Annotated in this window: 24 protein-coding genes; 9 read left to right on the top strand and 15 right to left on the bottom strand. The window is 67.1% G+C overall.

The genetic code is table 11. The features are described 5' to 3' along the window. Nucleotides 1-248 precede the first annotated feature (248 nt). From FJU31_RS14005 to FJU31_RS13995, 3 genes are all read right to left on the bottom strand, one after another. Nucleotides 249-545 (bottom strand): hypothetical protein, encoded by a 297-nt coding sequence (locus FJU31_RS14005; RefSeq protein ID WP_150455296.1) that lies wholly within the window; start codon nt 543-545, stop codon nt 249-251. Nucleotides 546-610: 65 nt separating this feature from the next. After that, nucleotides 611-1,711 carry a cell division protein ZapE gene (gene zapE / locus FJU31_RS14000; protein ID WP_150455295.1) on the bottom strand — a complete coding sequence of 367 codons (1,101 nt, stop codon included), beginning with the start codon at nt 1,709-1,711 and terminating at the stop codon, nt 611-613. Then, nucleotides 1,708-2,379, bottom strand: coding sequence for an alpha/beta hydrolase (locus FJU31_RS13995; protein ID WP_150455294.1), 672 nt, complete (start codon nt 2,377-2,379; stop codon nt 1,708-1,710). Before FJU31_RS13995 ends, zapE begins: the two co-directional genes overlap by 4 nt. Before the next feature lie 43 nt (nt 2,380-2,422). Between FJU31_RS13995 and FJU31_RS13990 the strand changes: the two genes are divergently transcribed. Both FJU31_RS13990 and FJU31_RS13985 read left to right on the top strand, forming a co-directional pair. Then, nucleotides 2,423-3,280 carry an EamA/RhaT family transporter gene (locus FJU31_RS13990; RefSeq protein WP_150455293.1) on the top strand — a complete coding sequence of 286 codons (858 nt, stop codon included), beginning with the start codon at nt 2,423-2,425 and terminating at the stop codon, nt 3,278-3,280. Nucleotides 3,281-3,622: 342 nt separating this feature from the next. Beyond that, nucleotides 3,623-4,039 carry a DUF3011 domain-containing protein gene (locus FJU31_RS13985; protein ID WP_150455292.1) on the top strand — a complete coding sequence of 139 codons (417 nt, stop codon included), beginning with the start codon at nt 3,623-3,625 and terminating at the stop codon, nt 4,037-4,039. Between the two features lie 32 nt (nt 4,040-4,071). On the opposite strand, the gene FJU31_RS13980 is transcribed toward FJU31_RS13985, so the two are convergent. The 3 genes from FJU31_RS13980 to FJU31_RS13970 all read right to left on the bottom strand — a co-directional run bounded on the left by FJU31_RS13980 (nt 4,072) and on the right by FJU31_RS13970 (nt 7,115). After that, the gene (locus FJU31_RS13980; RefSeq protein ID WP_150455291.1) at nt 4,072-5,517 is read right to left on the bottom strand and encodes an ExeM/NucH family extracellular endonuclease; all 1,446 of its coding nucleotides are present in this window, start codon (nt 5,515-5,517) and stop codon (nt 4,072-4,074) included. A gap of 252 nt (nt 5,518-5,769) precedes the next feature. After that, nucleotides 5,770-6,288 (bottom strand): c-type cytochrome, encoded by a 519-nt coding sequence (locus FJU31_RS13975; RefSeq protein WP_079224832.1) that lies wholly within the window; start codon nt 6,286-6,288, stop codon nt 5,770-5,772. A 209-nt stretch (nt 6,289-6,497) separates the two neighbouring features. Further along, the gene (locus FJU31_RS13970) at nt 6,498-7,115 is read right to left on the bottom strand and encodes a TetR/AcrR family transcriptional regulator (RefSeq protein WP_108758350.1); all 618 of its coding nucleotides are present in this window, start codon (nt 7,113-7,115) and stop codon (nt 6,498-6,500) included. A 158-nt stretch (nt 7,116-7,273) separates the two neighbouring features. On the opposite strand from FJU31_RS13970, the gene FJU31_RS13965 reads away from it, so the two are divergent. From FJU31_RS13965 to FJU31_RS13950, 4 genes are all read left to right on the top strand, one after another. Continuing rightward, nucleotides 7,274-8,437 (top strand): isovaleryl-CoA dehydrogenase, encoded by a 1,164-nt coding sequence (locus FJU31_RS13965; protein WP_150455290.1) that lies wholly within the window; start codon nt 7,274-7,276, stop codon nt 8,435-8,437. Nucleotides 8,438-8,447: 10 nt separating this feature from the next. Further along, complete coding sequence (locus FJU31_RS13960; protein WP_150455289.1) at nt 8,448-10,058, top strand: carboxyl transferase domain-containing protein; 1,611 nt, start codon at nt 8,448-8,450, stop codon at nt 10,056-10,058. An 8-nt stretch (nt 10,059-10,066) separates the two neighbouring features. Then, nucleotides 10,067-12,082: an acetyl-CoA carboxylase biotin carboxylase subunit gene (locus tag FJU31_RS13955; protein WP_188115507.1), complete on the top strand. Its 2,016-nt coding sequence runs from the start codon at nt 10,067-10,069 to the stop codon at nt 12,080-12,082. Nucleotides 12,083-12,266: 184 nt separating this feature from the next. Further along, nucleotides 12,267-12,581 carry an NHLP-related RiPP peptide gene (locus FJU31_RS13950; protein ID WP_188115506.1) on the top strand — a complete coding sequence of 105 codons (315 nt, stop codon included), beginning with the start codon at nt 12,267-12,269 and terminating at the stop codon, nt 12,579-12,581. A gap of 77 nt (nt 12,582-12,658) precedes the next feature. Here FJU31_RS13950 and FJU31_RS13945 read toward each other — a convergent pair whose 3' ends face one another. Continuing rightward, nucleotides 12,659-13,816, bottom strand: coding sequence for a putative peptide maturation dehydrogenase (locus FJU31_RS13945; RefSeq protein WP_150455286.1), 1,158 nt, complete (start codon nt 13,814-13,816; stop codon nt 12,659-12,661). 232 nt (nt 13,817-14,048) lie between these two features. On the opposite strand from FJU31_RS13945, the gene FJU31_RS13940 reads away from it, so the two are divergent. Further along, nucleotides 14,049-14,339 (top strand): NHLP-related RiPP peptide, encoded by a 291-nt coding sequence (locus tag FJU31_RS13940; RefSeq protein ID WP_150455285.1) that lies wholly within the window; start codon nt 14,049-14,051, stop codon nt 14,337-14,339. Here the strand turns inward: FJU31_RS13940 and FJU31_RS13935 are convergent, their stop codons facing one another. From FJU31_RS13935 to aceB, 4 genes are all read right to left on the bottom strand, one after another. Beyond that, on the bottom strand, nt 14,340-16,847 hold the full coding sequence (locus FJU31_RS13935; protein ID WP_150455284.1) for a putative peptide modification system cyclase: 2,508 nt from the start codon (nt 16,845-16,847) through the stop codon (nt 14,340-14,342). A 12-nt stretch (nt 16,848-16,859) separates the two neighbouring features. Continuing rightward, nucleotides 16,860-17,903 (bottom strand): GGDEF domain-containing protein, encoded by a 1,044-nt coding sequence (locus FJU31_RS13930; protein WP_150455283.1) that lies wholly within the window; start codon nt 17,901-17,903, stop codon nt 16,860-16,862. Between the two features lie 319 nt (nt 17,904-18,222). After that, on the bottom strand, nt 18,223-19,524 hold the full coding sequence (gene aceA, locus FJU31_RS13925; RefSeq protein WP_150455282.1) for an isocitrate lyase: 1,302 nt from the start codon (nt 19,522-19,524) through the stop codon (nt 18,223-18,225). Between the two features lie 69 nt (nt 19,525-19,593). Further along, nucleotides 19,594-21,231: a malate synthase A gene (gene aceB / locus FJU31_RS13920; protein ID WP_150455281.1), complete on the bottom strand. Its 1,638-nt coding sequence runs from the start codon at nt 21,229-21,231 to the stop codon at nt 19,594-19,596. Nucleotides 21,232-21,341: 110 nt separating this feature from the next. Between aceB and FJU31_RS13915 the strand changes: the two genes are divergently transcribed. Further along, entirely contained in the window at nt 21,342-22,310 is a 969-nt protein-coding gene (locus FJU31_RS13915; protein ID WP_150455280.1) for a LysR family transcriptional regulator, read from the top strand. A 114-nt stretch (nt 22,311-22,424) separates the two neighbouring features. Next, complete coding sequence (locus FJU31_RS13910; RefSeq protein ID WP_150455279.1) at nt 22,425-23,333, top strand: LysR family transcriptional regulator; 909 nt, start codon at nt 22,425-22,427, stop codon at nt 23,331-23,333. An 87-nt stretch (nt 23,334-23,420) separates the two neighbouring features. Here FJU31_RS13910 and FJU31_RS13905 read toward each other — a convergent pair whose 3' ends face one another. The 4 genes from FJU31_RS13905 to FJU31_RS13890 form a co-directional block, all read right to left on the bottom strand. Further along, a complete protein-coding gene (locus FJU31_RS13905) occupies nt 23,421-24,677 on the bottom strand; it encodes an MFS transporter (RefSeq protein WP_150455278.1) in 1,257 nt (418 codons plus the stop codon). Between the two features lie 120 nt (nt 24,678-24,797). After that, nucleotides 24,798-25,424, bottom strand: a complete 627-nt coding sequence (gene lepB, locus FJU31_RS13900; protein ID WP_150455277.1) for a signal peptidase I — start codon at nt 25,422-25,424, stop codon at nt 24,798-24,800. Between the two features lie 144 nt (nt 25,425-25,568). Beyond that, nucleotides 25,569-26,015 (bottom strand): hypothetical protein, encoded by a 447-nt coding sequence (locus tag FJU31_RS13895; RefSeq protein WP_049467841.1) that lies wholly within the window; start codon nt 26,013-26,015, stop codon nt 25,569-25,571. A 3-nt stretch (nt 26,016-26,018) separates the two neighbouring features. Further along, nucleotides 26,019-26,414 carry a hypothetical protein gene (locus FJU31_RS13890; RefSeq protein ID WP_150455276.1) on the bottom strand — a complete coding sequence of 132 codons (396 nt, stop codon included), beginning with the start codon at nt 26,412-26,414 and terminating at the stop codon, nt 26,019-26,021. Nucleotides 26,415-26,604 lie beyond the last annotated feature (190 nt).

The following is a 26,604-nucleotide window of genomic DNA, read 5'->3' as shown; positions in this document are numbered from 1 at the left end:
AAGGCTTAAGAGCCGAAGGCTTAAGAGCCGAGGCAGCGTCATCGGAGCCTCCCGGGGTCACCAGGGGAATTGTGCCTGATCAGGGCACCGTTCCAAGACACAAGAGCCGAGCCCACGCTCGGCTGCTTTCTGCTGGCCGCCTGAATGGCGCAAAGGCAGCCGAGCGCAGGCTCGGCTCTACAGAACGCGGGTTACGCCGCGGCTGCCGGCCAGCGGCCGGCAACGCATTTCTCCGCGTGCACGACGGGTCACGCCCGGCGCGGGGTGCCCAGGTACACGGCGCTTTGCATTTCGATCAGCCCCATCGCTTCGCCCAGGCTTCCCACAAAGCCTGCCTGCTCATCTGAATAGTCCATTGCAATGCTTCTGAACTGCGAGCACAACGATGATTGGGACTCCAAGTCCATCATTTGCAGTGTCGAAGCCAGTTGTTCGAGCCGCTGGATTGCGGCATCAGGATCCAATACATCATCCGCCGAAAACTCGAGAAATATGGCGACGTCAACGAGGGCTCGCGCAACCTGCTTGTCGATTTCCTGGCTCATGAATCAACCTTACCGGAATACTTGAAGCAGCCGAGCATGGGCTCGGCTCTACTACCAGCGCCCCCTCACGCCCGGTGCGGGGTGCCCAGGTACTCGGCGCTCTGCATTTCAATCAGGCGCGAGGCGGTGCGCTCGAAGGCGCCCTGCAGGCGCTCGCCGGCATACAGCTCCACCGGCGAGGTGCTGGCGGTGCAGACCAGGTTGACGTGGCGGTCGTACAGCTCGTCGATCAGGTTCACGAAGCGGCGCGCGGCATCTTCGTTCAGGCGGTCGAAGGCAGGAATGCCGCCCAGCAGCACCGTGTTGAACTCGTGCGCGATCTCGATGTAATCCGACGGGCCGCGCGGGCCTTCGCAGAGGGCGGCGAAATCGAACCAGGCGATGCTCTTGCCGCGGCCGCGTACCGGAATCTTGCGGCCCTCGATCTCGATGTTGCCGGCCTTGGCCGGCTGCCCGCCGCTCAGTTCGCCCCAGCGGCTGGCCAGCCAGCCATCGCTGTCGGCGGCCAGCGGCGCGCGGTACACCGGCGAACGGGTCAGCGCGCGCATGCGGTAATCCTCGGTGCCCTCGGCGTACAGCTCCACGCAATAGCGCTGCAGCAGGCCGATGGCCGGCATGAAGCTCTCGCGCTGCAGGCCGTTGAGGTACAGGTTCTCCACCGCCGTGTTGGAGGTGGTGACCAGGGTCACGCCCTCGGCGAACAGGCGCTCGAGCAGGCGCGCCAGCAGCATCGCATCGCCGATGTCGGTGACGAAGAACTCGTCCAGCACCAGCACGCGCAGGTTGCTGCGCCATTCCTGGGCGATCTTCGCCAGCGGGTCGCTCTGCCCCTGGTGCTCGCGCAGGCGCTCGTGGACGCTGCGCATGAAGCGGTGGAAGTGCGTGCGGTACTTCTGCTTGATCGGCAGGCCGTCGTAGAACAGGTCCACCAGGAAGGTCTTGCCACGGCCGACGCCGCCCCAGAAGTACAGGCCCTTCACCGGCTCTGGCTTCTTCCAGAACGAGGACAGGCGGTCCAGCCAGCCGTCCTCGGCGCTGTCGACCAGGCCCAGGTGGATGCGGTCCAGTTCGCCCAGGGCCGCGTGCTGGGCCGGGTCGTCCTGCCAGTCGCCGCTGGCAACCCCGGCCGCGTACCGCTGCGACGGGGTCAACGCCTGCTCGCTCATGCCGCCGCGCCCAGCCAGTGCTTGACGCCGTGGGTCAGCGCGCCGCGCAGGTCGATCAGCTTGCGGTGGAAGAAGTGGCTGGTTTCGGGCATGCGCACCAGCTCATGCGGGAAATCGAGCGTGTCCAGCCACTGGTAGACGGCCTGCGGGTCGACGATCTCGTCCTGCTCGCCCTGGATGACCAGCCAGCGGGCCGGCGGCTGCACGCCGCTGAAATCCCAGCGGCCGGCCGGCGGCGCGATCGAGATCAGCGCTTCCGGCTGCAGCTCGCCTGCGGCCTTCAGCGAAACGAAGGAGCCGAAGCTGAAACCGGCCAGCCACAGGCGGTCTTCCGGGCGCTGGCTGCGCACCCAGGCGGTGACGGCCTTCAGGTCGTCCTGCTCGCCCACGCCGTGGTCGAAGCTGCCGGCCGAGCCGCCGACGCTGCGGAAGTTGAAGCGCACCGTGGCGATGCCCAGCTCGCGCAGGGTGGTGGCGGCCATGGTGACCACCTTGTTGTGCAGGGTGCCGCCTTCGGTGGACAGCGGGTGGCAGACGATGGCCACGATCGGCTGCACCGGCACGTCGGCCTTGGGCAGGTCGACGACCACTTCCAGCGGGCCGGCCGGGCCGTCCAGTACGAGGCAGGCGGTTTCGCCGGGGGCGACGGGGAACGAGGGCTTGTGCATGGCACCATGATACCGTCCCCCGCCCCTGCCCTGTGCCCGCCCCATGCTCTACCTGTCCTTGGCCGTGATCTGCAGTGTGCTGGTTTCGGTCTTGTTGAAGCTGGCCAACCGCCGCGCGCTGGACGTGCCGCAGATGGTGACCTGGAACTACCTGGTGGCCGCCACCCTGACCGCCGTGGTGCTGCAGCCGCCGCTGGAGGCGCTGCGCGCGCCGCATGCGCCGTGGGCGTCGCTGCTGGCGCTGGCGGTGGTGCTGCCATCGATCTTCCTGGTGCTGGGCCGCGCGGTGGCGGTGGCCGGCATCGTCCGCAGCGACGTGGCGCAGCGCCTGTCACTGCTGCTGTCACTGGCGGCGGCCTTCCTGTTCTTCGGCCAGACCGCCACGCCGTGGAAGCTGACCGGGCTGGGCCTGGGCGTGCTGGCGATGGTGGCCATCAGCCTGCGTCCGCGTGGGCCGGCGGTGGCGGCCTCGCCCGGTGGCTGGGGCTGGCTGCTGGGCGTGTGGGCCGGCTTTGCGGTGGTGGACGTGCTGCTGAAGCAGGTGGCGCTGTCGGGCACGCCGTCGATGGCGGCGGTGCTGGCCAGCTTCAGCGTGGCCTTCGTGCTGATGCTGGCGCTGCAGCTGTGGCGGCATGTCAGCGGCCGCAACCGGCTGGCCTGGCGCAACCTGGCGGCCGGCGCGCTGCTGGGCCTGCTCAACGGCGGCAACATCCTTTTCTATGTGCATGCACACCAGTCGATGCCGGACAGCCCGGCCACCGTGTTCGCCGGCATGAACATCGGCGTGGTGGTGCTGGGCGCGCTGGTGGGCGTGTTCGCCTTCGGCGAGGCCACCACGAAGTGGAACCGCGCCGGGCTGGCGCTGGCGGTGCTGGCGATCGGGTTGATTGCCTGGGGGTGAGCGGCGCCCGGGGTCGGATCCCATTCCAACGGAATGCGCTCTGACCCGTTCGTTGTCGTGATTGACAGGGCCGAGCACACCCGCAGGTGCGGTTTTCCGCTTGGCAGGCAGACATCTTCTGCTGTCGTGGCGACACTCAAGAAGGCGCTCACGTAGCCCTTTCGCGACACATGCGACTCAACCGCGCGCCTTCCGCACTTTCAAACCTGTCAACCGCTACGGAAGCACGCTCTCAATGTCGGCATCAACGGCAACCCAGCCTTAAGCCGGCGACCCGGGGGCCACGTCCATCCGCATCGCGGTTGCTAGCGTCAGGGTCTCCTCACGCAGACAGAGTCCTCCATGGCCCCATCCACCTTTCTGAAGGTCTTCCGCGCCACCCTGTGGGTCACCTTGATGGCCGCGGGCAGTGCTGCCCACGCGCAAAGTGCGCCCGCGCTACGGATTGCGCCCCCTGAAGACCACGACCCGAGCGCGACGGTGGTCCGCGGTGAATCGGCGCCGGCACATCCCTTGCACCCCGCGCACACGGACATCCGCCACCAACGTGACCATCGCGCGCATCCGGCGGACACCGTGCAGCGCTTCAGCTGCAACAGTTACGGGCACGGCTACACCCAGTGCCCGGCCCCCCATGGACGGATACGAATGGTCCAGCGGCATTCCAGTGCGTCCTGCCGCGAGGGGCGCGACTGGGGCATCAGCCGAGGCACCGTGTGGGTGGACAACGGCTGCCGGGCCACGTTCGAGGCCCGGTGAAGCAACGTCGCCGGGCGTGGCCCGACGTTGGGTTACTTGCCGAAACCCAGCAGCAGCGGGTCGTGGTCGGAACTGCGCCACGGGCCCGGCACGTTGCGGCCCTGGTACCCGCTGGCGTCCTGTTCGTCGGCGTTGCTGTGCCATTCGGCGGCACCGCGCAGGCGCTTGGCCATGCCCGGGCTCAGCAGCGCGTGGTCGAGCCGGCCGGTGTAGCCGTTGTAGACGTAGCTGTAGGGGTGTTCGACCTTGGCCATCTTGAACGCATCCTGCCAGCCGAGGTCATGCAGGGTGCGGATCGGGTCTTCCTGCGCGTAGGCATTGAAGTCGCCCAGCAGCACCGCATCCTGGGTGCCGGTACCGGTCGGGTTGGTCTTCAGCCAGTCGTTCAACTGCTGGGCCGAGGCCACGCGGGTGGCGTTCCAGCAGCCCTGGCCGTCGTTGCGGTCAGCATCGGCGCCGGCGGCCTCGCGGCAGCCCTTGGACTTGAAGTGGTTGGCGACCACCACGAACGGTGCGCCCTGCTTGGCCTGGAAGGCCTGGGCCAGCGGCACGCGGCTGTGTTCGACAAACGGGCCGCCGGTCAGCGTGGCCGGCTTGCCCAGCGGCTGCAGGCGGCTGCTGCGGTAGATGATACCGACGCGGATCGGGTTGTCGCCCGGGCCGTTGCCGGCGTCGACGAAGCGCCAGTCGCCCTGCGCGCCGCGGTCGCGGTTGAGCGCATCGACCAGTTCGGCGATGGCCGACTGCGGGCCGTAGCCGTCGTTTTCCAGTTCCATCAGCGCGGCGACATCGGCGCCGAGCGCGTTGACGGTGGTGACCAGCTTGGCCACCTGGGCCTTGTGTTCGTCCAGCGTGCGCGCGCCGCGCAGGGTCGGGAAACCACCGCCCTGGCCATCACCGTTGAAGAAGTTCTCCAGATTGAAGGCGGCGATGTGCAGGTCGCCGGGCACCGTCGGCACCGCCGGGCGCTGCACGTCCGGCAGCTTCAGCGTTCCCTGCACCTGCAGGCTGGGGCGGCCCTGTGCGTCCACCCGCACGATGCCTTCCACGTTGCGCAGCTGCATGCCGGTGCGCAGCACCGGGTGGCCGGCCAGGTACGGCACGCTGCCCGGCTCGCGGGCATCGCTGCCGTCATCGAGCAACAGGCGGCGGCGCTGGTTGTCGGCCATCAGCTGTTCGATGCCGGCCGTGCCCGGCGCGGCCACTTCAGTGGGCTGCCAGAGGCGGCCGTCGAAGGCCACGGTCAGCTGGCCGAAGCGCTCCAGGCCATCGGTGCCGGCCAGGGTGAGCGGGGCGGCGATGCGCACGTGCTGGCCGTCCAGCGCGCGCCAGTCGGCCGGGGCCGTGGTCAGCACGACCGGAGCCTTGCTGCGTGCGGTGGCGGAGGTCGGGGTCGGCGCGGCCTGCGGCTGGGCCTGGGCAAAGGCGGTGGCCGGCAGCAGCAGGGACAGGGCAAGGGCTAGGGAACGGCGGCGCATCGACAGGCGACTCCACGAAATGGGCGCACAGACTAACCCCGAAATGTGCAGGCCAGCTTGCAGGGCGGGGCACTCTGGGCGATCAGGCCTCGGTGGGCAAAGCGCGGGGCGCTTCCGACCGGTGGGGACGCGGCGGTAGAGTCAACTGTCAGTCGACTATCGCGCGCAGCGCGGGCTTTTCGGCGACGTAGCGAAAAGCAGTCGACTGACAGTCGACTCTACCCCCATTCCGCCGTTTGGCCGTTCCCCGGCTTACTTCAGGTTGCCCAGCATCCAGTCCACGGTGGCGTGGATCTGTTCTTCGGTGAGGGCCGGATTGCCGCCCTTGGGCGGCATGATGCCGCCATCCGGGCCGGTGTAACCCTCGATGGCGTGCTTGTAGAGGGTGTCCTTGCCCTGCGCCAGGCGCTGGTCCCAGTGCGCGTGGTCGAGCGTGGGCGCCTGGCCGACGCCGGTGGTGTGGCAGGCGGTGCACAGGTTGTCGAAGATGACCTTGCCGTCCTTGGTGCCGCCATAGGCGACCTGCGACGCGGCCTTGGCCAGTGCGGCAGCCTTGGCGGCGGCCTGTGCGGCGGCGCCGGTACTGCCGGCATACACCGCGCCGGTGGGCGAGATGCGCTGCTCGGTGCGCTTGGCCGCCGTGGGCGATACCTCGGGCGGAATCCGGGTGTGGATGTACGCCGCCAGAAGGATGAGACCGAGGGTGATGGCCGCCAGCAGCGCGATCACCATGGAGAAGCGTTTCAGGAACTCCAGATCGTAATTCCGCACTCTTCGTTACCCCTGGCTGATAGTCGTTGGACCACGGCTGAGCGACTGCGTGATGGGCCGAGTATAGAACGCGCTTTGCGTGCGACAACAGGCGTCGATGCTGGTGCGGCGCAGCATGCGGCCGTGGCCGCCTCGCCTTTGTAGAGTCGAGCCATGCTCGACTGCTTTCGCCAGGCAGCATGGCAACAGCCGGCGGGCATGGTCGGACGCTACCGTTTTGCGGGGGCACCGATCGCGCGCAGGCAGAAGCTGCAGATCGCGTCCACCAGCGCGCCTTCGTCGCGGTGCACTTCCCGGCTGGGCGCGGTCGGGCCGACCATCGCTTCGGTGAAGGCACCGACCAGGCAGGCGGCCGTGGCATGCGCGTCCTGCGCGGGCAGTTCGCCGGCAGCCACGCCCTCTTCCACCAGGCGCAGGAACACATCCCCGAAGGCGCGGCGCCCGCGCATGCGCTCGGCCTCCACATCCGGGTCCACCGGCTCGACGATGAAGGCATGGGCCAACCCCGGGCCGGCCAGGGCGCGGCGGACGAAGGCGGTGATCGCCAGGCGCAGGCGCTCGCTGGCCACCTCGGGCCCGCTGGCGATGCGCTCCATGATCTCCACCTCGTGGGCCACGGCGGCGTTGAGCACCTCCACGAACAGCTCGGCCTTGGACGGGAAGTGCCGGTAGATCAGCCCGGTGGACACCCCCGCCTGGGTCGCCACGGCGGTCACCGGGGCGTTGCGCCAGCCGCCGGCAGCGACCAGCTCGCGGGTCGCCAGCAGGATCCGTTCACGGGCCCCGGCCAGCCGTTCTTCCATCAATGCAGAGCGTTTGTAGGCCATATCCTGATTCTAGTTTCAATTTTTGAATTTGTATTCACTTCTTTCCCGAAGCCCGCTACGCTGGGCCCATCGCCCGTGCTGGCCGCTGCCTTCAACAGCCACCAGCCTCCCCCTGACGGGTGCGTCCATTCCCCCACCTTCCTCGTGGAGCCGCCGCAATGCACGTGCCATCCCTGAACTTCGATCTTGGCGAAGATATCGACCTGCTGCGCCAGAGCGTGGCCCATTTTGCCGCTGCCGAGGTCGCTCCGCTGGCCGCCGAGGCCGATGCCACCCATCAGTTCCCGCTGGCCCTGTGGCCGAAGCTGGGCGAACAGGGCCTGCTCGGCCTTACCGTGGAAGAAGAATACGGCGGCACCGGCATGGGCTACCTGGCCCACGTGGTGGCGATGGAAGAGATTTCGCGCGCCTCCGGCGGCATCGGCCTGTCGTATGGCGCGCACTCCAACCTGTGCGTGAACCAGCTGCGCAAGAACGGCAACGAGGAACAGAAGCAGCGCTTCCTGCCCGGCCTGTGCAGCGGCGCCTTGGTCGGTGCGCTGGCAATGAGCGAACCGGGCGCTGGTTCGGACGTGGTGTCGATGAAGCTGCGCGCGGACAAGCGCGGTGACCGCTACGTGCTCAACGGCAACAAGATGTGGATCACCAACGGCCCGGATGCCGACGTGCTGGTGGTCTACGCCAAGACCGACATGGACGCCGGTGCCAAGGGCATCACCGCCTTCCTGGTCGAAAAGGGCATGAAGGGCTTCACCACCGCGCAGAAGCTGGACAAGCTGGGCATGCGCTCCTCGCCCACCTGCGAGCTGGTGTTCCAGGACTGCGAAGTGCCGGAAGAGAACGTGCTGGGCCAGGTCGGCGGTGGCGTGCGCGTGCTGATGTCCGGCCTGGACTACGAGCGCGTGGTCCTCTCCGGTGGTCCGCTGGGCCTGATGGCCGCAGCCATGGACGTGGTGATGCCGTACGTGCACGAGCGCCACCAGTTTGGTGAAGCCATCGGCAGCTTCCAGCTGATCCAGGCCAAGATCGCCGACATGTACGTGGGCCTGGGCGCCTGCCGCGCCTACGTGTATGCGGTGGCACGCGCCTGCGACCAGGGCCGCACCACCCGCCAGGACGCCGCCGGCGCCATCCTGTACGCCGCCGAGAAAGCCACCTGGCTGACCGGCCAGGCGATCCAGATCCTGGGCGGCAACGGCTACATCAACGAATACCCGACCGGCCGCCTGTGGCGCGACGCCAAGCTGTATGAAATCGGCGCCGGCACTTCGGAGATCCGCCGCATGCTGATCGGCCGCGAACTGTTCCAGCGTACCCTGTAAGGCCACTGCGATGACCGTCCTCAACAGCCAGCTGCAACCGGGCAGCGACACCTTCGAAAGCAACCGCGCCGCCATGCAGGCCGTGGTCGATGACCTGCACGCCACCCTGGCGCGCACTGCGCTCGGCGGCAACGAGGCCGCCCGTGCCAAGCACACCGCACGCGGCAAGCTGCTGGTGCGCGACCGCATCGATACCCTGCTCGACCCCGGCAGCGCCTTCCTGGAAATCGCGCCGTTGGCCGCGCACGGCATGTACGAAGACGCCGTGCCCGCCGCAGGCGTGGTGGCCGGGATAGGTCGGGTCAGTGGCAACGAATGCGTGATCGTGGCCAACGATGCCACGGTCAAGGGCGGCACCTACTACCCGATGACGGTTAAGAAGCACCTGCGCGCGCAGGAGATCGCCGAGCAGAACCACCTGCCCTGCATCTACCTGGTCGACTCCGGTGGCGCGTTCCTGCCGCTGCAGGACGAGGTGTTCCCCGACCGCGATCATTTCGGCCGCATCTTCTACAACCAGGCCAACCTGTCCGCGCAGGGCATCCCGCAGATCGCCTGCGTGATGGGCAGCTGCACCGCCGGTGGCGCCTACGTGCCGGCAATGAGCGATGAGACGGTGATCGTGCGCGAACAGGGCACGATCTTCCTCGGCGGCCCGCCGCTGGTGAAGGCCGCCACCGGTGAAGTGGTGACGGCCGAGGAACTGGGCGGTGCCGACGTGCACACGCGCATTTCCGGCGTGGCCGACCACATGGCCGACAACGACCTGCAGGCGCTGGCGCGGGTGCGCGCGATCATCGCCCAGCTGAACTGGCGCAAGCCGGAACCGGCGATGGCGGTGCAGCCTTCCGAGGAACCGCTGCTGCCGGCGCACGACCTGTACGGGGTAATCCCGGCCGATACGCGCAAGCCCTACGACGTGCGCGAAGTGATCGCACGCCTGGTCGATGGCTCGCGTTTTGATGAGTTCAAGCCGCGCTACGGCGCCACGCTGGTCACCGGCTTCGCCCATCTGAACGGCTACCCGATCGGCATCATCGCCAACAACGGCATCCTGTTCTCCGAGTCCGCGCTGAAGGGCGCGCACTTCATCGAGCTGTGCACCCAGCGCAACATCCCGCTGGTGTTCCTGCAGAACATCACCGGCTTCATGGTCGGTCGCAAGTACGAACAGGGCGGTATCGCCAAGGACGGGGCCAAGCTGGTGATGGCCGTGGCCTGCGCCAAGGTGCCCAAGTTCACCGTTGTCATCGGCGGTTCGTTCGGTGCCGGCAACTATGGCATGTGCGGCCGCGCGTATTCGCCCAACTTCCTGTGGAAGTGGCCGAATGCACGCATCGGCGTGATGGGCGGCGAGCAGGCGGCCAGCGTGCTGGCCACGGTCAAGCGCGATGGCATCGAAGCCAAGGGCGGGCAGTGGCCTGCCGCGGAAGAAGATGCCTTCAAGGCGCCGATCCGCGACCAGTTCGAACAGCAGGGCCACCCCTACTACGCCAGCGCGCGCCTGTGGGATGACGGCGTGATCGATCCGGTCGACACCCGTCGCGTGCTCGCCCTGGCCCTGTCGGCCAGCCTCAACGCCGCTCCGCAGCAGACGCGCTTCGGCGTGTTCCGCATGTGACCCGTGCCATGACCGAGCAAGCTCCCATGAAGCCCGTTGCCCTGTTCAGCAAAATCCTTATCGCCAACCGTGGCGAGATCGCCTGCCGCGTCATCGCCACCTGCCGTCGCCTCGGCATCGCCACCGTGGCGGTGTATTCCGATGCCGACCGCAACGCGCGCCACGTGCGCCTGGCCGACGAGGCCATCCACATCGGTGCGGCCGCCGCGCGCGAAAGCTACCTGCGCGGCGACGTGCTGCTGGACGCCGCGCGCCGCAGCGGTGCGCAGGCCATCCACCCCGGTTACGGCTTCCTCTCCGAGAATGCCGACTTCGCCGATGCCTGTGCCGCCGCCGGCATCACCTTCATCGGCCCGCCGGCCAGCGCCATCCGCGCGATGGGCGACAAGAGCGCGGCCAAGGCGTTGATGGCCAAGGCCGGTGTACCACTGACCCCGGGCTACCACGGCGACCAGCAGGAACCGGCGTTCCTGCGCGCGCAGGCCGATGCCATCGGCTACCCGGTGCTGATCAAGGCCAGCGCCGGTGGCGGTGGCAAGGGCATGCGCAAGGTCGAACGCAGCGAGGACTTCGTCGATGCGCTGGCCAGCTGCCAGCGCGAGGCCGCCTCGGCCTTCGGCAACGACCACGTGCTGGTGGAAAAGTACGTCGAGCGCCCGCGCCACATCGAGATCCAGGTGTTCGGCGATTCCCACGGGGATGCGGTGTACCTGTTCGAGCGCGACTGCTCGGTGCAGCGCCGCCACCAGAAGGTGCTGGAAGAAGCCCCGGCACCGGGCATGAGCGCCGAGCGCCGTGCAGCGATGGGCAAGGCGGCGGTCAATGCCGCGCGTGCGGTGGGCTATGTCGGTGCGGGCACGGTAGAGTTCATCGCCGGCCCGGACGGCGATTTCTACTTCATGGAAATGAACACCCGCCTGCAGGTCGAACATCCAGTGACCGAGTACATCACCGGCACCGACCTGGTGGAATGGCAGCTGCGCGTGGCTGCTGGCCAGCCGATGCCGCTGCGCCAGGAACAGCTGGCCATCCACGGCCATGCCATCGAAGCGCGCCTGTATGCGGAGGACGCCGACCGTGGTTTCCTGCCGTCCACCGGCACCCTGCGCCGCCTGCGCCTGCCGATGCCCTCGGCGAACGTGCGCGTGGATACCGGCGTGGAGGAAGGCGACAGCATCACCCCGTACTACGATCCGATGATCGCCAAGCTGATCGTCTGGGACGTGGACCGCGAGGCCGCGCTGCGCCGCATGAGCCAGGCCCTGGCCGACTGCCAGGTGGTGGGCGTGACCACCAATGCCGGTTTCCTGCGCCGGCTGGTGAACACCGATTCATTCGCAAACGCGAAGCTCGACACCGCGCTGATCGAACGCGAACAGGCCGCGCTGAGCGCCGTGGGCGACAGCGACGATGCGCTGTGGCAGCTGGCGGCCATCGCCGCCGTGGCCAGCACCGTGCGTGCGGGCAGCGATGCACGCGATCCGCATTCGCCGTGGCAGGCGCAGGACGGTTGGCGCCTGGGTGCTTCGGCACCGCGTGTGCTGCCGCTGCAGCAAGGCGATCGCACGCACACGCTGAAGGTGTGGGCGCAGGCCGACGGCTGGCGCGTGCAGCGCGATGATGGTGCACCGGCTACCGTGCTCGGCAGCGCCGACGGCCAGCGCATGAGCGTGCAGCTGGACGGCCGCCGCTGGCAGCTGCAGCTGCTGCGCGAAGGCGACCAGCTGTATCTGTTCGGCGCCGATGGCCAGCACCGCTTCACCCTGCACGATCCGGTCGGTGAATCAGACACCGCCACCGCCGATGCCGGCAGCCTGCTGGCACCGATGCCGGGCAGGATCGTTGCTACCCTGGTCGAGGCCGGTACGCAGGTGAAGCGCGGCACGCCGCTGGTGGTGCTGGAGGCGATGAAGATGGAGCACACCCTGCAGGCGCCGGCGGATGGCACGGTGAAGGGCTACCGCGCCAAGGCCGGCGACCAGGTGGGCGACGGTGCGGTACTGGTCGATTTTGAGGTGGAGTGAGGGAATTTTGAGCGGCTGATATAGCGCTCAAGGGACGAGGCCTACGGCGCGCTAGCGGATGGGTACCTCCGTGTGGTATTCCGCAGATGCGCACGATGGTTACAACAGCGCTGAAGGCCCCGTTGAACCGGAGCCGATCCGGATAGCGGCGTGCAGTACCTCAACTACAACGCAGGATAGTCCCATGACCCACAAGCGTCCCCTTACCGCTCCCAACGCCGGTCGACTGCTCGATCTGCTCTGCGGCGATGATGCCTTCCGCACCTCCTTCGCTGCAGACCCGACCGCAGCTCTTGCTGAGTACGGTCTGCAAAGCATGACCGTCCCAGGCGCCTGCGCGTTGCCGGGTGAGCTGGCCTCGAAAGAGGAGTTCGCTGCTGTGCGCGATCAGCTGCAGACTTCGGTTACCCGCAATGCATTGTTCATGAACCCCCACTTCTTCCAGGCGGGAAGCGTACAGGATCAGATCCAGGCCAACGCGATCAGCTACGCTGCCTGATCAGAAGCGCAGCCACAGCTGCGCTTCTGCTGGGCCACTGTGCCGGGTGTGATGTTGATCGGCCACACCCGCCATGTTTAGTCCCGCCACACCCGCGCCAGCGGATCGAACTCGCTGGTGCCTTGTGTCTGTGCGCGCCACCCCAATCCGCACATCATGACCGGGCTGGTCTCGATACCGTCCAGCCCCAGCGGCGCTTCAACGTCGATCTCATTGATCGCCGCAGTCACGTAGGCAGCGAGGCCAAGCTCAGTTGCCGACAGCATCCACTGCTGCGACAGGTGACCGGCATCCAGCAGCACCGCGCGATAGGCTTTGGGATGTTTTCGATACTTCCAGAAACTACGCGGGAAGCGGGCGACCTGTACGATGTGCAGCGGAGCATCGGCGAACCAGTGCTGCCCAGCCAGGTAACCCAGCACGGAGGTGCGTAGATCGACACCTGCCTGCGGTAGTGCGCGCAGCGCATGTTCGAGCGGATGGTAGTGATACACACCCGCGGCCAGCCCCTCAACATCCAACGAGATCACATAGGTCTCCAGAGGATGCAGACCGCCCCCGGATGGAATGTTCTTCTTGAGGAACTCCATGTCGGCACCCGGCCGGACCGCCGCATGCGCCCTCAAGGTGCGCTTCATCACCTGCGACAGCATCGCCAACGGCAAGCTCTTGTTTCTATCAAAGTTGCGACAGGTCGCGCGGGAGGCCAACAGCTCATCGCGCGCATCATCGATCGTGTCCGGCAGCGAGATGGCCGGCGCTTCCGGCATGACTACAGACGGTGGCGGCGGCCCAAACCTTTCATGCAGATCGAGTGCGGTGACCAGCTTGTTCTCGTGCATTTCCCTGGCGCTGTCGACACCGGTCCAGCGGCCCATCCGATGCGCGAGTGCCGCCAAAGGCCACCAGTTGGTCGTGCGTACACGCTCATCGCGGTCACGATGGTCGGCCCACGCAGGGTCATCGCTGATCAGGACCCCTTGCTCGATGAGCTGCTGCACCTGATCCTGATCAAACTGCAGGTCCATAACGTTCACCCAGCGATCCGGCTCGATCTGTCCCAGCAGAAGTACATCTTCGGAACTGACCGCAACCGGCGCATCCAGATGGGCGGCCAGCGCGTACCACTGCATGCTGCTCTTAAGACCTGCCCCGCCGCTCAACAACAAGGCAAGATCCAGCGAGAGCTCTGACTTTGGCTCGAACATGACAATGGAACAGCGACGAATCTGCATAGCTGGAATCCGGCCAGAAAAACCGCAGTATGCGCTCTGCATGCCTGCAGTGCAGCCTGCATTTTCCGCACTGGTTGATCCGTTCGCAGTGATTTCCGGCAGGAGATGATCATATGTTTCATCCAGGCTTCAGCGGACGCCAGCGCATTGAAGATTCGGGGAATTCCGCCGCTATCTGAAGAGTAAATCCACCCGCGTCAATCACCCCTGCAGACCTACTGGATCAAATGCAATGTCGACTGAAAAGAAGCCGCTCTCCCTTGCCGATGCTCTGAAGCTGTTCGATCTGCTCACCACCGACGAAGCATTCCGCGCCGCCTTCCAAGCCAGCCCCGCCGAAGCACTGATCCAGGTCAGTGCAGATGCGGCCGAAGCCGCCGTTGATTGCTCGATGCCCGGCAAACTGGCCGATGCCGCTACGCTAGCAGCTGCACGTGAGCAGCTTCTGCAGCAGTTCACCACCCAAGCCATGTTCAGCCTTCCGCACGCCTTCATCGATGGCGGCGCGGCACCCCGCTCCTGATCACTCCCGGCGACCCGGTGCCGGGTTCCGGCACTGGGTCGGCTTCGGCGCGCGAGCGCTGTCACGCACATTAAGCGCTTGCAGGACGGCAGAGCCTGCATACTCGGCGTAGGCAACGCCCCGATGCGAGCGCAGCCAGGCCAGCTCCTGCTCTGCTGCTGAGTGCTGCCCGCTTTCGGCCAGTGCCATGGCCAGTACACTGTGCACCTGGAACAGTTCCGAGCCATTCAACAGAGCGCGGGCTTCGTGCACCGCCTGCGCGGCTTCTCCACGCATCCGCTTGTCATTGGCTTTGACCAAGGCAAGCAGCTGGTCGGCCCGCGGATCCTTGATGACTCTGGCCAATGCTTCGAGCCTGGCCAACGCAGCCTGCCCCACAAGAACGCCAGAACGCTGTCCTGCGTAAATCGCGGCAAGGGCAAAGTAGAGGCGCTGACCGCGATCAAATTCATCCGGATCCGAGGCGACCCGGATCAGCGGATCTGCCACGCGGGCTGTCTCCGCTGCTGTCACGCATTGATCCGCACCTGCCGATACCACCAGGCTGACAACCTCGAGAAACTCGCAGATCGAGGGCGGACCTTCACAATCTTTGGCAGACCGCCGTGCGGCAAGGTAAGAGGCTTCGCCCTGCTGCATGTCGACTTCTACGGAACGACCTTCCAGCCACGCCGAGGGCGCATCTGCCGGTAACGTCGCCAGCACGTCACGCGCAGCCGAAGGATTGCCAGCGGCTGCCAGCACGGCAGCGAGATGCCGATTGCTTTGGCCTTGTGCGGCCACGACACTTTTTCGAAGCGTGTCTGTCGCCTCCGGAAACTCGCCCCGCGCCAGTTGCGTGCGCCCCAACAACTGCAGAGCGGCGCTCTTCAGCCCGTTCTGACTGACGTTTGATCGCTTGGCAGCCTGTTCGGCTTCGACATAGTGACCCAGTTGCAGCTCGCCCAAGGCAACATTGGCGTTGGCACCATGGTGGTCCGGATAGAGGTCGGCGAGGGTCTTCCACGCATCCAGCGAACCGGTTTCGCTGGGCGAGAACATCTCTTTGCCCCACGCTTGGAAGTACAGCGACTCCCGGGTGCTGAGGCGCGCGCGCAGTGCCTCGATACGCTCGAGCTCCTTACGCGCGTCGTCGCGTCGGCCCAGCGCCACCAACGAGCGCACCTTTCCGACATGAGCCATGGCAAATCCGGGATCCAGGCCGATCGCGATATCAAACAATCGAATGGATTCAGGTACACGACCTTCGCCATAAGCAATCTGCGCGCGCGAATAGGCATACAGGGCATCCAGATCCGAGGTCGCCACGCTCGGGAGTGGCGCAGATGCACGCTTGACCTCCCCAACCGCTTCTCCCAACCGGTTCCGCAGCTGGGCGACGACGTTATCGGTCGATGGCAGAACCGAGGAGAGACCACTTCCGTCGGAATACAGGGTGTACACAGTCTGGCTTGTGGTCGGGTCCACGACCTCGATGGAAACCCGTACCTTGCCGGAGACCTCACGAATGGTCGGCAGAAGTACTGCCCGCGCACCGTCGCGCTTGGCGATCTGGATCGCGACATCCTGTGCGATGGGCGTGTCTTCGGCAAGCAGCATCTGGGTGAGCGTGTCGCGAACCTTGAGGTCTCCCAGCACGTTTACATAGCGTGACTGTTCCAGGCTGATCCGGAAGGCCTGCCCCATACCCTCATCAAGCACTTTCTGCCCGGTCATGTTGCGGACGTCGCCCAGCACGACCCAATCGCGCTCGGCAAATGCGATGGCAGCTTCAGGGCGGGTCGCAAACCAGATCAGGCAGACAAAACCAAGCGCCAGACAACCTTGGGCAACCATGGCCGCCGGCCTTCGCCAGAGCGGTAGCAATCTGCTGGCTTTGGGCGTGGCCCGCGGCCATGCGCCAGGAGGCATGCCTTCCCCATGAACCCCGAAGATCTCCACCGGCTGAGCAACACCTTTGAAGCGCCATCGCCCAAACGACCGCCACTTCAGGTGGATGGACTGTTCACCCAGGCTCGAGGTCGAGCGTCGCATGACAGATTCAGCGATGTTGGAGACAAGAATCTGATTGGGCGGCGCAAGCTGCATCAGGCGAGCCGCCATCGGCTTGGCAAGTCCTTCGACTTCCACCCGCTTGGCACCTACCGCCACGGCATCGGCGCTGTTGCGCCACAGAATCACCTCACCAACGTGCAGGCCGGCACGTGCTGCCAACGGAATGTCATTCTCTGCGGAAAGCTCGGCCAGAGCCCGTTGATAGGCAAGGGCAAAGCCCAATGCGTCGATCGGCCTTTCAAACACCAGGAACAGTCCGTCGGACCGATCAATCAACTGACCGTTCCAGCGTTGTTGCAGAAGCAACACCAGCCGGTCGTGCTGCTGGAAGAGATTGGCTGCCGCAGCATCACCGATGCGCTCGACCAGAGTGGTGGAGTCGCAGAGGTCGGTAAACAACAGCGCCCGCAACTGCGGCACATGAGACATCGACACTCCGTTGTCGGCATTCATCAATAATCCGGGTCAGTCGCTTGGAGGCGCATCCGTGATCCAACGCACGCAATCACCCCCATCGCGCTTGGCCTGGTACAACGCGCGGTCGGCCTGGCCGTACCACTCGCTCCAGTCGCCCTGCACGTCCAGCATCGTGGCACCGATGCTGGCCGGGGTGACGTGCGGCGTGCCCTGGCTGCGTTCGAGCAGGCCATGCACCGCGCTGAGGATGAACTCGGCCGCGTGCTGGGCCGCCTCGCGATCGGCGTGGCGCAGGATCAGACAGAACTCATCGCCGCCCAGGCGGCAGGCCAGGTCGTGTTCGCCGGCCATCGAGCGCAGGATGTTGCCCATGCTCTGCAGCACGCGGTCACCGGCCTGGTGGCCGTGGCGGTCGTTGACCTGCTTGAAGCGGTCGCAGTCGATCAGCAGCAGCGCCTGCGGTGCGCCATCGGGCTGGCTGCGGCAGTCCTGCAGGTACCGGGTCAGGCCACGGCGGTTGTGCAGGCCGGTCAGTTCATCGGTCTGCACCAGTTCGCGCGTGTGGGTGAGCTGGTGGGTGGTGATGTAGAGGTTGTCCAGCGCGGTTTCCAGATCGTGGTTGCGCCGGCGCAGCTGGCTGATCAGTACCTGTTCGTTGGACAGCATGCGCATGATCGTGCGGCGCAGGAAGTAAGCCACCAGCCCCGGATCAAACTCGACCAGGCAATGGAAATCGGCCGGGCCCAGTTCCAGCACTTGGCAATCGTCGATGGCACGGGCGCCGGCACTGCGCAGGTGATCGCCGACCAGCAGGCCGAGTTCACCGAAGAACTCATGTCGTCCCAGCGTCTTGGTCACCAGGTCGTCGCCGAAATCCAGTTCGATCAATCCTTCCACGATGACGTACATGCCATCGCCGCGGTGACCGCGGTGGAACAGCCATTGCCCGGCCTCGACCTTCAGGGGCCGCGCGAAGCGCGCAAAGAGGGCGACTTCCTCGTCCGACAACAGGGCGTGCACGATCTCGGCCATCGCCACCTGGGCGATACCGGTTGTCATGTCGATGTTCTCGGCCGCACCCCTGCCGGTCATTTCCCGCCGCCAGCGTCCCCTGGTGAAAGCGGAGCATAGCAGCGAATCAAACTGTGCGCGTGTTCTCATTTTTCATGAAGACACCATCCTCGGGGCCGAACAGGCGGGCAACCCGCATTCATGAGGACAGTTCGAGGGCGGAGGCACCGCGGACACAACAACGCCGGCAGGTCCCCCGACCTGCCGGCGTCGTCTGGCCCTTCCCTGGCCACCCTGATGGGTTCGAAGGCCCGGGTAGAGCCGAGCTTGCTCGACTGCCCCGGCCTCGGGTGCGGTCACGTCAGTCGAGCAAGCTCGACTCTACCGGGTCGAGGTTGGGTCAGGCGGCGCGCTCGCTGCGGCCGCCATGGAACTGCTCTTCCTCGGTCGAGCCGGTCAGCGCGGTGGTCGAGGACTGGCCCTGCTGGATGGCCTGGGTGACCGCATCGAAGTAGCCGGTGCCAACCTCGCGCTGATGCTTGACCGCGGTGAAGCCACGCTCGGCCGCTTCGAACTCGGCTTCCTGCAGTTCCACGAAGGCGCTCATCTGCCGGCGCGCATAGCCGTGGGCCAGGTTGAACATGCCGTAGTTCAGCGCATGGAAGCCGGCCAGGGTGATGAACTGGAACTTGTAGCCGTAGCTGCCCAGCTCGCGCTGGAACCTGGCGATGGTGGCGTCGTCCAGGTTCTTCTTCCAGTTGAAGCTGGGCGAGCAGTTGTAGGCCAGCAGCTTGCCGGGGAATTTCGCATGGATCGCCTCGGCGAATTTCCGTGCAAATTCCAGGTCCGGCTTGCCGGTCTCGCACCACACCAGGTCGGCATAGGGGGCATAGGCCAAGCCGCGGCTGATCGCCTGGTCCAGGCCGTTGCGGGTCTTGTAGAAGCCTTCCACGGTGCGCTCGCCGGTGGTGAACGGTTGGTCGTTGCCGTCGATGTCACTGGTCAGCAGGTCGGCGGCTTCGGCATCGGTGCGCGCCACCAGCAGGGTCGGCACGCCCAGCACGTCGGCGGCCAGGCGCGCGGCGTTGAGCTTCTCGATGGCCTCGCGGGTCGGCACCAGCACCTTGCCGCCCATGTGCCCGCACTTCTTCACCGAGGCCAGCTGGTCCTCGAAGTGCACGCCGGCGGCACCGGCTTCGATCATCGCCTTCATCAGCTCGAAGGCGTTGAGCACGCCGCCGAAGCCGGCCTCGGCATCGGCGACGATCGGCTGCAGGAAGTCGATGTCATCCTTGCCTTCAGCGTGATGCAGCTGGTCGGCGCGCAGCAGGGTGTTGTTGATGCGCTTGACCACCGCCGGCACCGAATCGGCCGGGTACAGCGACTGGTCCGGGTACATCTGCCCGGCCAGGTTGGCATCGGCGGCCACCTGCCAGCCGGACAGGTAGATCGCCTTCAGACCGGCCTTGACCTGCTGCATGGCCTGGTTGCCGGTCAGCGCGCCCAGCGCATTGACGAACTCGCGCTCGTGCAGCGACCTCCACAGCTTTTCCGCGCCCAGCCGGGCCAGCGAATGCTCGATGTGGACGGTGCCACGCAGGCGCACCACGTCGGCGGCGCTGTAGTTGCGCTGGATGCCTTCCCAGCGCGGGTGGGTGTCCCAGTCGTGCTGGATCTGTTCGGCAGTGGGCAGGGTGCTCATGTCTTTCTCCAGTTGGGTGTTGTAGAGCCGGGAGATGCCCGGCTGGGATGGATTCGGAGAAGCAGGCCGTCAGTCGATGCGTGCGTAGGCCGGCAGGGTCAGGAAATCGGTCAGTTCGTCGCTGCGGCTCAGTTCGCCCAGCAGCGCGATGGCCTCGCCGATGCGGGCGCCACCGGGCAGCGCGCGGGTATCGCCCAGCCGCGCCGGCAGCTGCGCGAGGGCGGTGTCGAGCAGCGGCAGGTCGATGGCGGTGCCGTCATCCAGCTGCTGGCCCGGCGTGTGCAGCCACTGCCACAGCTGGCTGCGGCTGATCTCGGCAGTGGCCGCGTCTTCCATCAGGTGATGGATCGGCACGCAGCCGTTGCCGTCCAGCCACGCGGCCAGGTAGCGCACGCAGACTTCGACGTTGCCCTCGAAGCCGGCGCGGGTGATGCTGCCCGGCGGCCGCGCGATCAGTTCATCGCGGCCCACCCGCACGTCCTGGCGCAGCACCTGGTGCTGGTTCGCGGTGGGCATGTGTTCGTCGAAGATGGCCATCGCCACCGGGATCAGCGCCGGATGCGCGACCCAGGTGCCATCGTGCCCGGCGCTGACCTCGCGCAGCTTGTCGGCGCGCACGCGGGCCATGGCCTGTTCGTTGGCGGCGGCGTCACTGTTGATCGGGATCTGCGCGGCCATGCCGCCCATCGCATGCGCGCCACGGCGGTGGCAGGTCTGGATCAGCAGTTCCGAATACGCCTTCAGGAACGGCTGGGTCATGGTCACCTGGCCGCGCTCGGGCAGCACGCGGTCGGCATGGCGGCGGAAGGTCTTCAGGTAGGAAAAGATGTAATCCCAGCGGCCGCAGTTGAGGCCGACGATGCGCTCGCGCAGGGCGTGCAGGATCTCGTCCATCTCGAACACCGCCGGCAGCGTTTCGATCAGCACCGTCACCTTGATCTGGCCGTGCGGCAGGCCGAGCATGCCTTCGATGTGCGACAGCGCGGTCTCCCACAGCGCGGCCTCCTCCATGCTCTGCAGTTTGGGCAGGTAGAAGTACGGGCCGCGATCCTTGGCCTGCAGCGCGCGGGCATTGTGGAAAGCGAACACCGCCGCATCGAACAGGCCGCCGGCGATGAACTGGCCATCGACGCGCACGTGCTTCTCGTCCAGGTGCCAGCCGCGCGGGCGCACGATCAGCACCGCCTGTTCCTCGAAGGGGCGCAGACTGTAGTGCTTGCCCGGCTTGCCGTTGCCGGCCGGCGCGGTGAACTCCAGATCGCCGCGCACGGCGGCCGCCAGCGACTGCTGCCCGGCCAGCAGGTTGCGCCAGGTCGGCGAGGTCGAATCCTCGAAGTCGGCCATGAACACCTTGGCGCCGGAGTTCAGCGCGTTGATGACCATCTTCGGGTCGGTCGGGCCGGTGATCTCGACGCGGCGGTCCTGCAGCGCGGCCGGCAGCGGGGCCACGCGCCAGTCGTCGCCGCGGATCGCGGCGGTATCGCTGCGGAAGTCCGGCAGGCCGCCCTGGTCGAAGAACGCCTGGCGCGCGCGGCGGGCCTGCAGCCGCGCCTGCCGGCCCGGTTCCACCGCCCGGTGCAGCGAGACCAGCAAGGCCAGCAGCGGTGCCGGCAGCACGATCTCCTGGCCGGCCACTCGGGTCGCCAGGGCGATACCGGGGGTGGCCTTGGCGGGAGTGGAGGAAACGGCGGAAGCAACGGCGGACATGGGGTGACTCCAGCGATGGGGGAACGCCCCCAAAGTGCCGCCCGGGCTGAGTATTTGGCAAAACAGTTTTTGCAATGTTCCACATAAGGTGTGCTAATACTTATGACGCCATGACCACGCGCAGCCCGCCAAGTCCTCGTTTTTCCTACAAATCCGACCGGCTGAAGCCGCTGCGGGCATTCTGCCAGACAGTGCGCCTGGGCTCGGTCTCACGTGCGGCTGAGGCGCTGTTCGTCAGCCAGCCCGCCATCAGCCTGCAGCTGCAGGCCCTGGAACGTGAACTGGGAGTGCCGCTGTTCGAGCGCAGCGGCCGGCGCCTGGTGCCCAGCCGCGAGGGCCAGGTGCTGTATGAAATGGCGCAGCCGCTGGTGGAAAGCCTGGACGGGCTGGAAGCGCGCTTCCGCGACAAGGTGCGAGGGCTGGATGCGGGCGAGCTGAACATCGCCGCCAACAGCTCGACCATCCTGTACCTGCTGCCGAAGATCGTCGAACGCTTCCGCCTGCATCACCCGGACGTGCGCCTGACCCTGCACAACGCGATCAGCGCCGATGGCACCGACCTGCTGCGCGAGGACGCGGCCGACCTGGCAATCGGGTCGATGACCGACGTGCCGGCCGACCTGACCTATGCGCCGGCCTACCGCTTCGAGCAGGTGCTGATCGCGCCACACGACCATCCGCTGGCCAGTGGTGGCGAGCTGGAGCTGGCCGACATCGCGCGCTACCCGCTGGTGCTGCCGCCGAAGCGGCAGATCACCTACCGGCTGGTGGACCAGGTGTTCCAGCGCCACCGCATTGCGTACACGGTGGCGCTGGAGGTGGGCGGCTGGGAGGTGATCAAGCAGTACGTGGCGATGGGCATGGGCATTTCCATCGTGCCGGCGCTGTGCCTGCATGAAAGCGATCATGAGCGGCTGGCGGCGCGGTCGATGAAGCGCTGGTTCCCGCAGCGCAGTTACGGGGTGATCGTGCGGCGGGGCAAGGCGCTGTCGGCGCAGGCGCGGGCGTTCATCGAGCTGATCCAGCCGGAGTTGTTCAGTCCGCGCGACTACGACCAGAGCGGGCATTCGGAACGGTAGATCCACGTCATGCGTGGATGCTCTTGATCATACGGGGTCGGATCCCGTTGCTGCGCAAAGGGCCCTGACCCCACGTCCGACCCATTTCCGGCTGACGATGAATAAACTGGCCCCATGTCCATCGAACTCCGCCACCTGCGCTACTTCCTTGCCGTTGCCGACACGCTGCACTTCGGCCAGGCGGCCGAGCGGCTGGGCATGTCGCAGCCGCCGCTCAGCCAGCAGATCCGCCAGCTGGAGGACCTGATCGGGGCGCGGTTGTTCGTGCGCAGCCATCGCCGCGTGCAGCTGACGGCCGCCGGTGAGCTGCTGCAGGAGCGGGCGCGCGCCATCGTGCAGCAGGTGGAAACGGCGGTGGATGAGGTGCAGCGCGCGCAGCGCGGTGAGCAGGGCGAGCTGCATATCGGCCTGACCCGGGCCACGCCGCTGTCGCCGCAGATTCCGCGTTCGATCCTGCACTACCGCCAGCAATACCCGCAGGTGCGCCTGCAGCTGAGCGAGATGAACACCCTGCAGCAGATCGATGCGCTGCTCGATGGCAGCCTGGATGTGGGCATCATCCGCAAGCGTGCGCTGCCGCCGGAACTGGTGGCGCACAGCCTGTTCGTCGATCCGCTGGCGTTGATCGTGCACGCCGACCACCCTGCCCTGCGCCGCCTGTCCAGACAGGGCACGCTGGCGCTGCGTGATTTCGCCCAGGAGCCGTTCGTGGCGTTCCGCCGCAGTGCCGGTGCCGGCATCCACGACCACATGATCGCGCTGTGCGCGGCGGCGGGATTCACCCCACGCATCGTGCAGGAGGCGGGCGAGGCATCGACGCTGATCAGCCTGGCGGCGGCCGGTCTGGGTGCGGCGATCCTGCCGTCGTCGTGCGACCACATCCGGGTGGAAGGCGCACGCTTCGTGCCGCTGGCCGATGCCGGGGCCCATTCGGAAGTGCAGCTGGCCTGGCGCCGCGAAGGGGTGACGCCGTTGATCCGCAATTTCGCCGGATTGCTGCGTGGGGCGTTCGCGGGGGGATGATGCGCCGCGCTGCGCGGTCGCCGGACATGGCCAGGCGCTACCGCCGGCCCATCGATACAGGTAGCGCCGGGCCATGCCCGGCGGACCTCAAGCGGCGACCGGCTGCGGGGCGCGCTGCTGCAGGGCCCAGATGATGCCGCCGCCGAGCAGGGTCAGTACGCCGGTGAACAGGCACACACCCAACCAATCCCACGCGGCATAGGCCAGGCCGCCCACGGCGCCGAGCACGCTGCTGCCCAGGTAGTAGGCGAACAGATACAGCGCCGAGGCTTCGGCACGCATCGAACCGGCGCGACTGCCGACCCAGCTGCTGGCCACCGAGTGGCCACCGAAGAAACCGAAGGTGACCAGGGCAATACCCAGCGCCATCGTGGTCAGCCACGGCATCGACAGCAGCACGATGCCGGCACCGATCAGGCCGAAGGCAATGGTCAGCACGCGGCCGCGACCGTAGCGCATGGCCTGCTGGCCCATCCATGCCGAGCTGAAGGTGCCGACCAGGTACACGCTGAAGATCAGCCCGACCACGGTCTGGCTGAGGTGGTACGGCGGCGCCAGCAGGTGGTAGCCCAGGTAGTTGTAGAGGGTGACGAACACGCCCATCAGCACGAACGAGGTGGCGAACAGCCACGGCAGGCCCGGATCGGCGAACAGCGTGCGCCAGCGCGAGGGCAGCTGGCGCAGGCCGCCACGGCGGGCCTGGAAGTGCCGCGACGGCGGCAGCTGCAGCCACAGCAGCACGGTGCTGGCCACGGCGATGATCGAGACCGCGCCGATGCCCCAACGCCAGCCCCAGTGGTCGGCGATGATGCCGGCCAGCAGGCGCCCGCTCATGCCACCGATGGCGTTGCCGCCGATGTACAGGCCCATGGCCAGGCCAAGCGCGCGGCTGTCCATCTCCTCCACCAGGTAGGTCATCGCCACGGCAGGCACCCCGCTCAGGGCCAGGCCCAGCAGCGTGCGCAGCACCAGCATCGTGGTCCAGTCATCGACCAGCGCGGTGCACAGCGACAGCAGGGCCGAAGCCATCAGCGCGGCGATCATCATCGGCCGGCGGCCGATCGCATCGGACAGCAGGCCGGCCAGCAGCATGGCCACGGCCAGGGTGCCGGTGCTCAGCGACAGCGACATCGCGCTGCCGGCGGCGGACACCCCGAAGTGGCGGCTGAACTCGGGCAGCAGCGGCTGCACGGTGTACAGCAGGCCGAAGGTCGAGAACCCCGCCAGGAACAGCGCGACCGCCGTGCGCCGGAACGCCGGAGTGCCCTGCTGGATGCGGGTATCGACAACGGAATCGGAGGTGCGGGGGCGGCCGCTGAGGGACGCCGCAGTTTCGCCAGTCATGGGATCGAAGGGCCGTGGGGGCGGCCGACGTGGGGGTACGGGGCCCAGCGTAGGCCCCTCGATCCAGTCGATCCATAACCTGATGAGTCAGGATCGATATGCGGAACGTATCAATTCAGCTTAGAGGTGCTTCCACTCGAAGCCGTCGCCGCGGCGGTAGTAGATGGCCACGGCGCGGCCGTAGACCTTGCCGGCGTCGACGAAGCCGAAGAACCGGCCATCGAAGCTGTTGCCGCGGTGGTCGCCCAGCACCAGCAGCTTGCCGCCCGGCACCACCAGGTCGGCGATGTCGGGGCCGCCGCCCATGTCCAGGTCGAGCTGGGCCTGGCGCTCGCCGAAGGCTTCGGTGTCGTGCAGGTCGGCAATCTGCAGCGGCTGGCCGTTGATGGCCAGGTGGCCGCCATGCAGTTGCACGTGGTCACCGGCCACGGCCACCACGCGCTTGATCAGGCGGGTGCCATCGGCCGGCGAATCGAACACGGCCACTTCGCCGCGCTGCGGGGTGCCGGTGGCCAGCAGCTGCTTGCCGGTGAACGGCAGGCGCAGGCCGTAGGCACGCATGTCCACCACCACGCGGTCGCCGGGCTGCAGGGTCGGCTGCATCGAGCCGCTGGGCACCACGTAGTGGTTGGCCAGGGTGTCGCGGGCGGCGGCGAGCAGGCCGAGCATGACCAGCAGCGGCAGCGCTTCCTTCTTCAGCCAGGTGAGCGCGCGTTCGGCAAACGGGGGGCGGGCGGCGGCGTCCATGACGGGTTCCGGTGAGTGGTGTCCGGGTCAGACCCAGCGAGGGTGCAGGAGGTTCCCGCGGGCGCACGTCCTGTAGAGCCGAGCCCACGCTCGGCTGATCGCGGAAGCCGAGCATGGGCTCGGCTCTACAGAGGGCGGCAACGGTCAGGTGCCGACGTGCACGCGGTTGGCGTGCTCGGCCAGGCCGAGGTGGTCCAGGGCGATGTCCAGCGCCAGCACGTAGCTCTGCGCGCCGTAGCCGGCGGCGATGCCCAGGCGCTGGCCGACACCGGCCGGCAGGCAGGGTTCGGCCACGGCGCCATCGTCGTGCACTTCCACGTAGGCGTTGTGCAGGTACGGCAGCAGGCGCTGCAGGCGCAGGCTGCCGGCACAGGCGCCGGGGTCGAGCAGGGTCACTTCGCCGCGGCTGTGGTCGGCCACGCGCAGCGCGTCCAGCAGTTCCTGTTCCGAACCGCAGGCGCGGATGGCCACGCTGGTGCCGGCGTCGATCGCGCGGTGCACCAGCGATTTCAGCACCGGTGCCGGCAGCGGCAGCGCCGTGCGGATCAGCGTGCCGGCCGCTTCCGGGCCACGGATGATGAAGATCGACATGGCTCAGCCCTCCTGTGCCAGGCGGCGGCCGACGATGGCCAGCGACAGCGGGTAGCCCGCCTGCTGGCTGCGCTGGTCGACCACCACAGCGGCCGGCCCGTGCTGCAGGCGCAGGCGTGCATCCAGGCCCGGCGCGTGCGGGGCCTGCAGTTCGATGTACGAGGCAGGCATGCGCTCCAGTGCCGCCTGCAGGGCGCCGCCCTCGGCCTGCCACTGCGCATCGTCAGCCACGCCCACGTCCAGCAGCACCCAGTCATCGGCCTGCGCCTGGCACAGGCATTGGCGCACATCGGACAGGCTGGCGCAGTCGTTGCACAGCACGCGATGGCCGCACAGTTCCAGCGGAAGCTGCGGGCGCGACGCCGACGACGGCGCGTGCCGGATCACCAGGAGGGTCATACACCACCTTGCACAAAGCGCCCTGCGGCGCGGTAGGCACACGATGCGCGTGCAGGCCGTAAAGGTGCGATGCCGGGGGAGGGCGTGGCGCGTAAAAGGTGCGTAACTGCTTCTGTAGAGTCGAGGGGGGGGGGGGGGGGGGGGGGAAGAGAAAAAGGAAGGAGGGCTCCGATCACAACACCACACAGAC

The organism is Stenotrophomonas cyclobalanopsidis, from assembly GCF_008710035.1.
Classification (GTDB): domain Bacteria; phylum Pseudomonadota; class Gammaproteobacteria; order Xanthomonadales; family Xanthomonadaceae; genus Stenotrophomonas; species Stenotrophomonas cyclobalanopsidis.
This window is presented reverse-complemented; position numbering and strand designations above follow the sequence as displayed.

Coding starts and splice junctions, on each gene's coding strand:
- aceB (WP_150455281.1), bottom strand. CDS start 21,231: ATGTCCGCCGTTGCTTCCGCCGTTTCCTCCACTCCCGCCAAGGCCACC.
- FJU31_RS14005 (WP_150455296.1), bottom strand. CDS start 545: ATGAGCCAGGAAATCGACAAGCAGGTTGCGCGAGCCCTCGTTGACGTC.
- lepB (WP_150455277.1), bottom strand. CDS start 25,424: ATGGACGCCGCCGCCCGCCCCCCGTTTGCCGAACGCGCGCTCACCTGG.
- FJU31_RS13985 (WP_150455292.1), top strand. CDS start 3,623: ATGGCCCCATCCACCTTTCTGAAGGTCTTCCGCGCCACCCTGTGGGTC.
- FJU31_RS13980 (WP_150455291.1), bottom strand. CDS start 5,517: ATGCGCCGCCGTTCCCTAGCCCTTGCCCTGTCCCTGCTGCTGCCGGCC.
- FJU31_RS13945 (WP_150455286.1), bottom strand. CDS start 13,816: ATGCAGATTCGTCGCTGTTCCATTGTCATGTTCGAGCCAAAGTCAGAG.
- FJU31_RS13905 (WP_150455278.1), bottom strand. CDS start 24,677: ATGACTGGCGAAACTGCGGCGTCCCTCAGCGGCCGCCCCCGCACCTCC.
- FJU31_RS13930 (WP_150455283.1), bottom strand. CDS start 17,903: ATGACCGGCAGGGGTGCGGCCGAGAACATCGACATGACAACCGGTATC.
- FJU31_RS13910 (WP_150455279.1), top strand. CDS start 22,425: ATGTCCATCGAACTCCGCCACCTGCGCTACTTCCTTGCCGTTGCCGAC.
- FJU31_RS13915 (WP_150455280.1), top strand. CDS start 21,342: ATGACCACGCGCAGCCCGCCAAGTCCTCGTTTTTCCTACAAATCCGAC.
- FJU31_RS13895 (WP_049467841.1), bottom strand. CDS start 26,015: ATGTCGATCTTCATCATCCGTGGCCCGGAAGCGGCCGGCACGCTGATC.
- FJU31_RS13965 (WP_150455290.1), top strand. CDS start 7,274: ATGCACGTGCCATCCCTGAACTTCGATCTTGGCGAAGATATCGACCTG.
- FJU31_RS13955 (WP_188115507.1), top strand. CDS start 10,067: ATGACCGAGCAAGCTCCCATGAAGCCCGTTGCCCTGTTCAGCAAAATC.
- FJU31_RS13890 (WP_150455276.1), bottom strand. CDS start 26,414: ATGACCCTCCTGGTGATCCGGCACGCGCCGTCGTCGGCGTCGCGCCCG.
- FJU31_RS13970 (WP_108758350.1), bottom strand. CDS start 7,115: ATGGCCTACAAACGCTCTGCATTGATGGAAGAACGGCTGGCCGGGGCC.
- FJU31_RS13935 (WP_150455284.1), bottom strand. CDS start 16,847: ATGAATGCCGACAACGGAGTGTCGATGTCTCATGTGCCGCAGTTGCGG.
- FJU31_RS13950 (WP_188115506.1), top strand. CDS start 12,267: ATGACCCACAAGCGTCCCCTTACCGCTCCCAACGCCGGTCGACTGCTC.
- aceA (WP_150455282.1), bottom strand. CDS start 19,524: ATGAGCACCCTGCCCACTGCCGAACAGATCCAGCACGACTGGGACACC.
- FJU31_RS13960 (WP_150455289.1), top strand. CDS start 8,448: ATGACCGTCCTCAACAGCCAGCTGCAACCGGGCAGCGACACCTTCGAA.
- FJU31_RS13990 (WP_150455293.1), top strand. CDS start 2,423: ATGCTCTACCTGTCCTTGGCCGTGATCTGCAGTGTGCTGGTTTCGGTC.
- FJU31_RS13995 (WP_150455294.1), bottom strand. CDS start 2,379: ATGCACAAGCCCTCGTTCCCCGTCGCCCCCGGCGAAACCGCCTGCCTC.
- zapE (WP_150455295.1), bottom strand. CDS start 1,711: ATGAGCGAGCAGGCGTTGACCCCGTCGCAGCGGTACGCGGCCGGGGTT.
- FJU31_RS13940 (WP_150455285.1), top strand. CDS start 14,049: ATGTCGACTGAAAAGAAGCCGCTCTCCCTTGCCGATGCTCTGAAGCTG.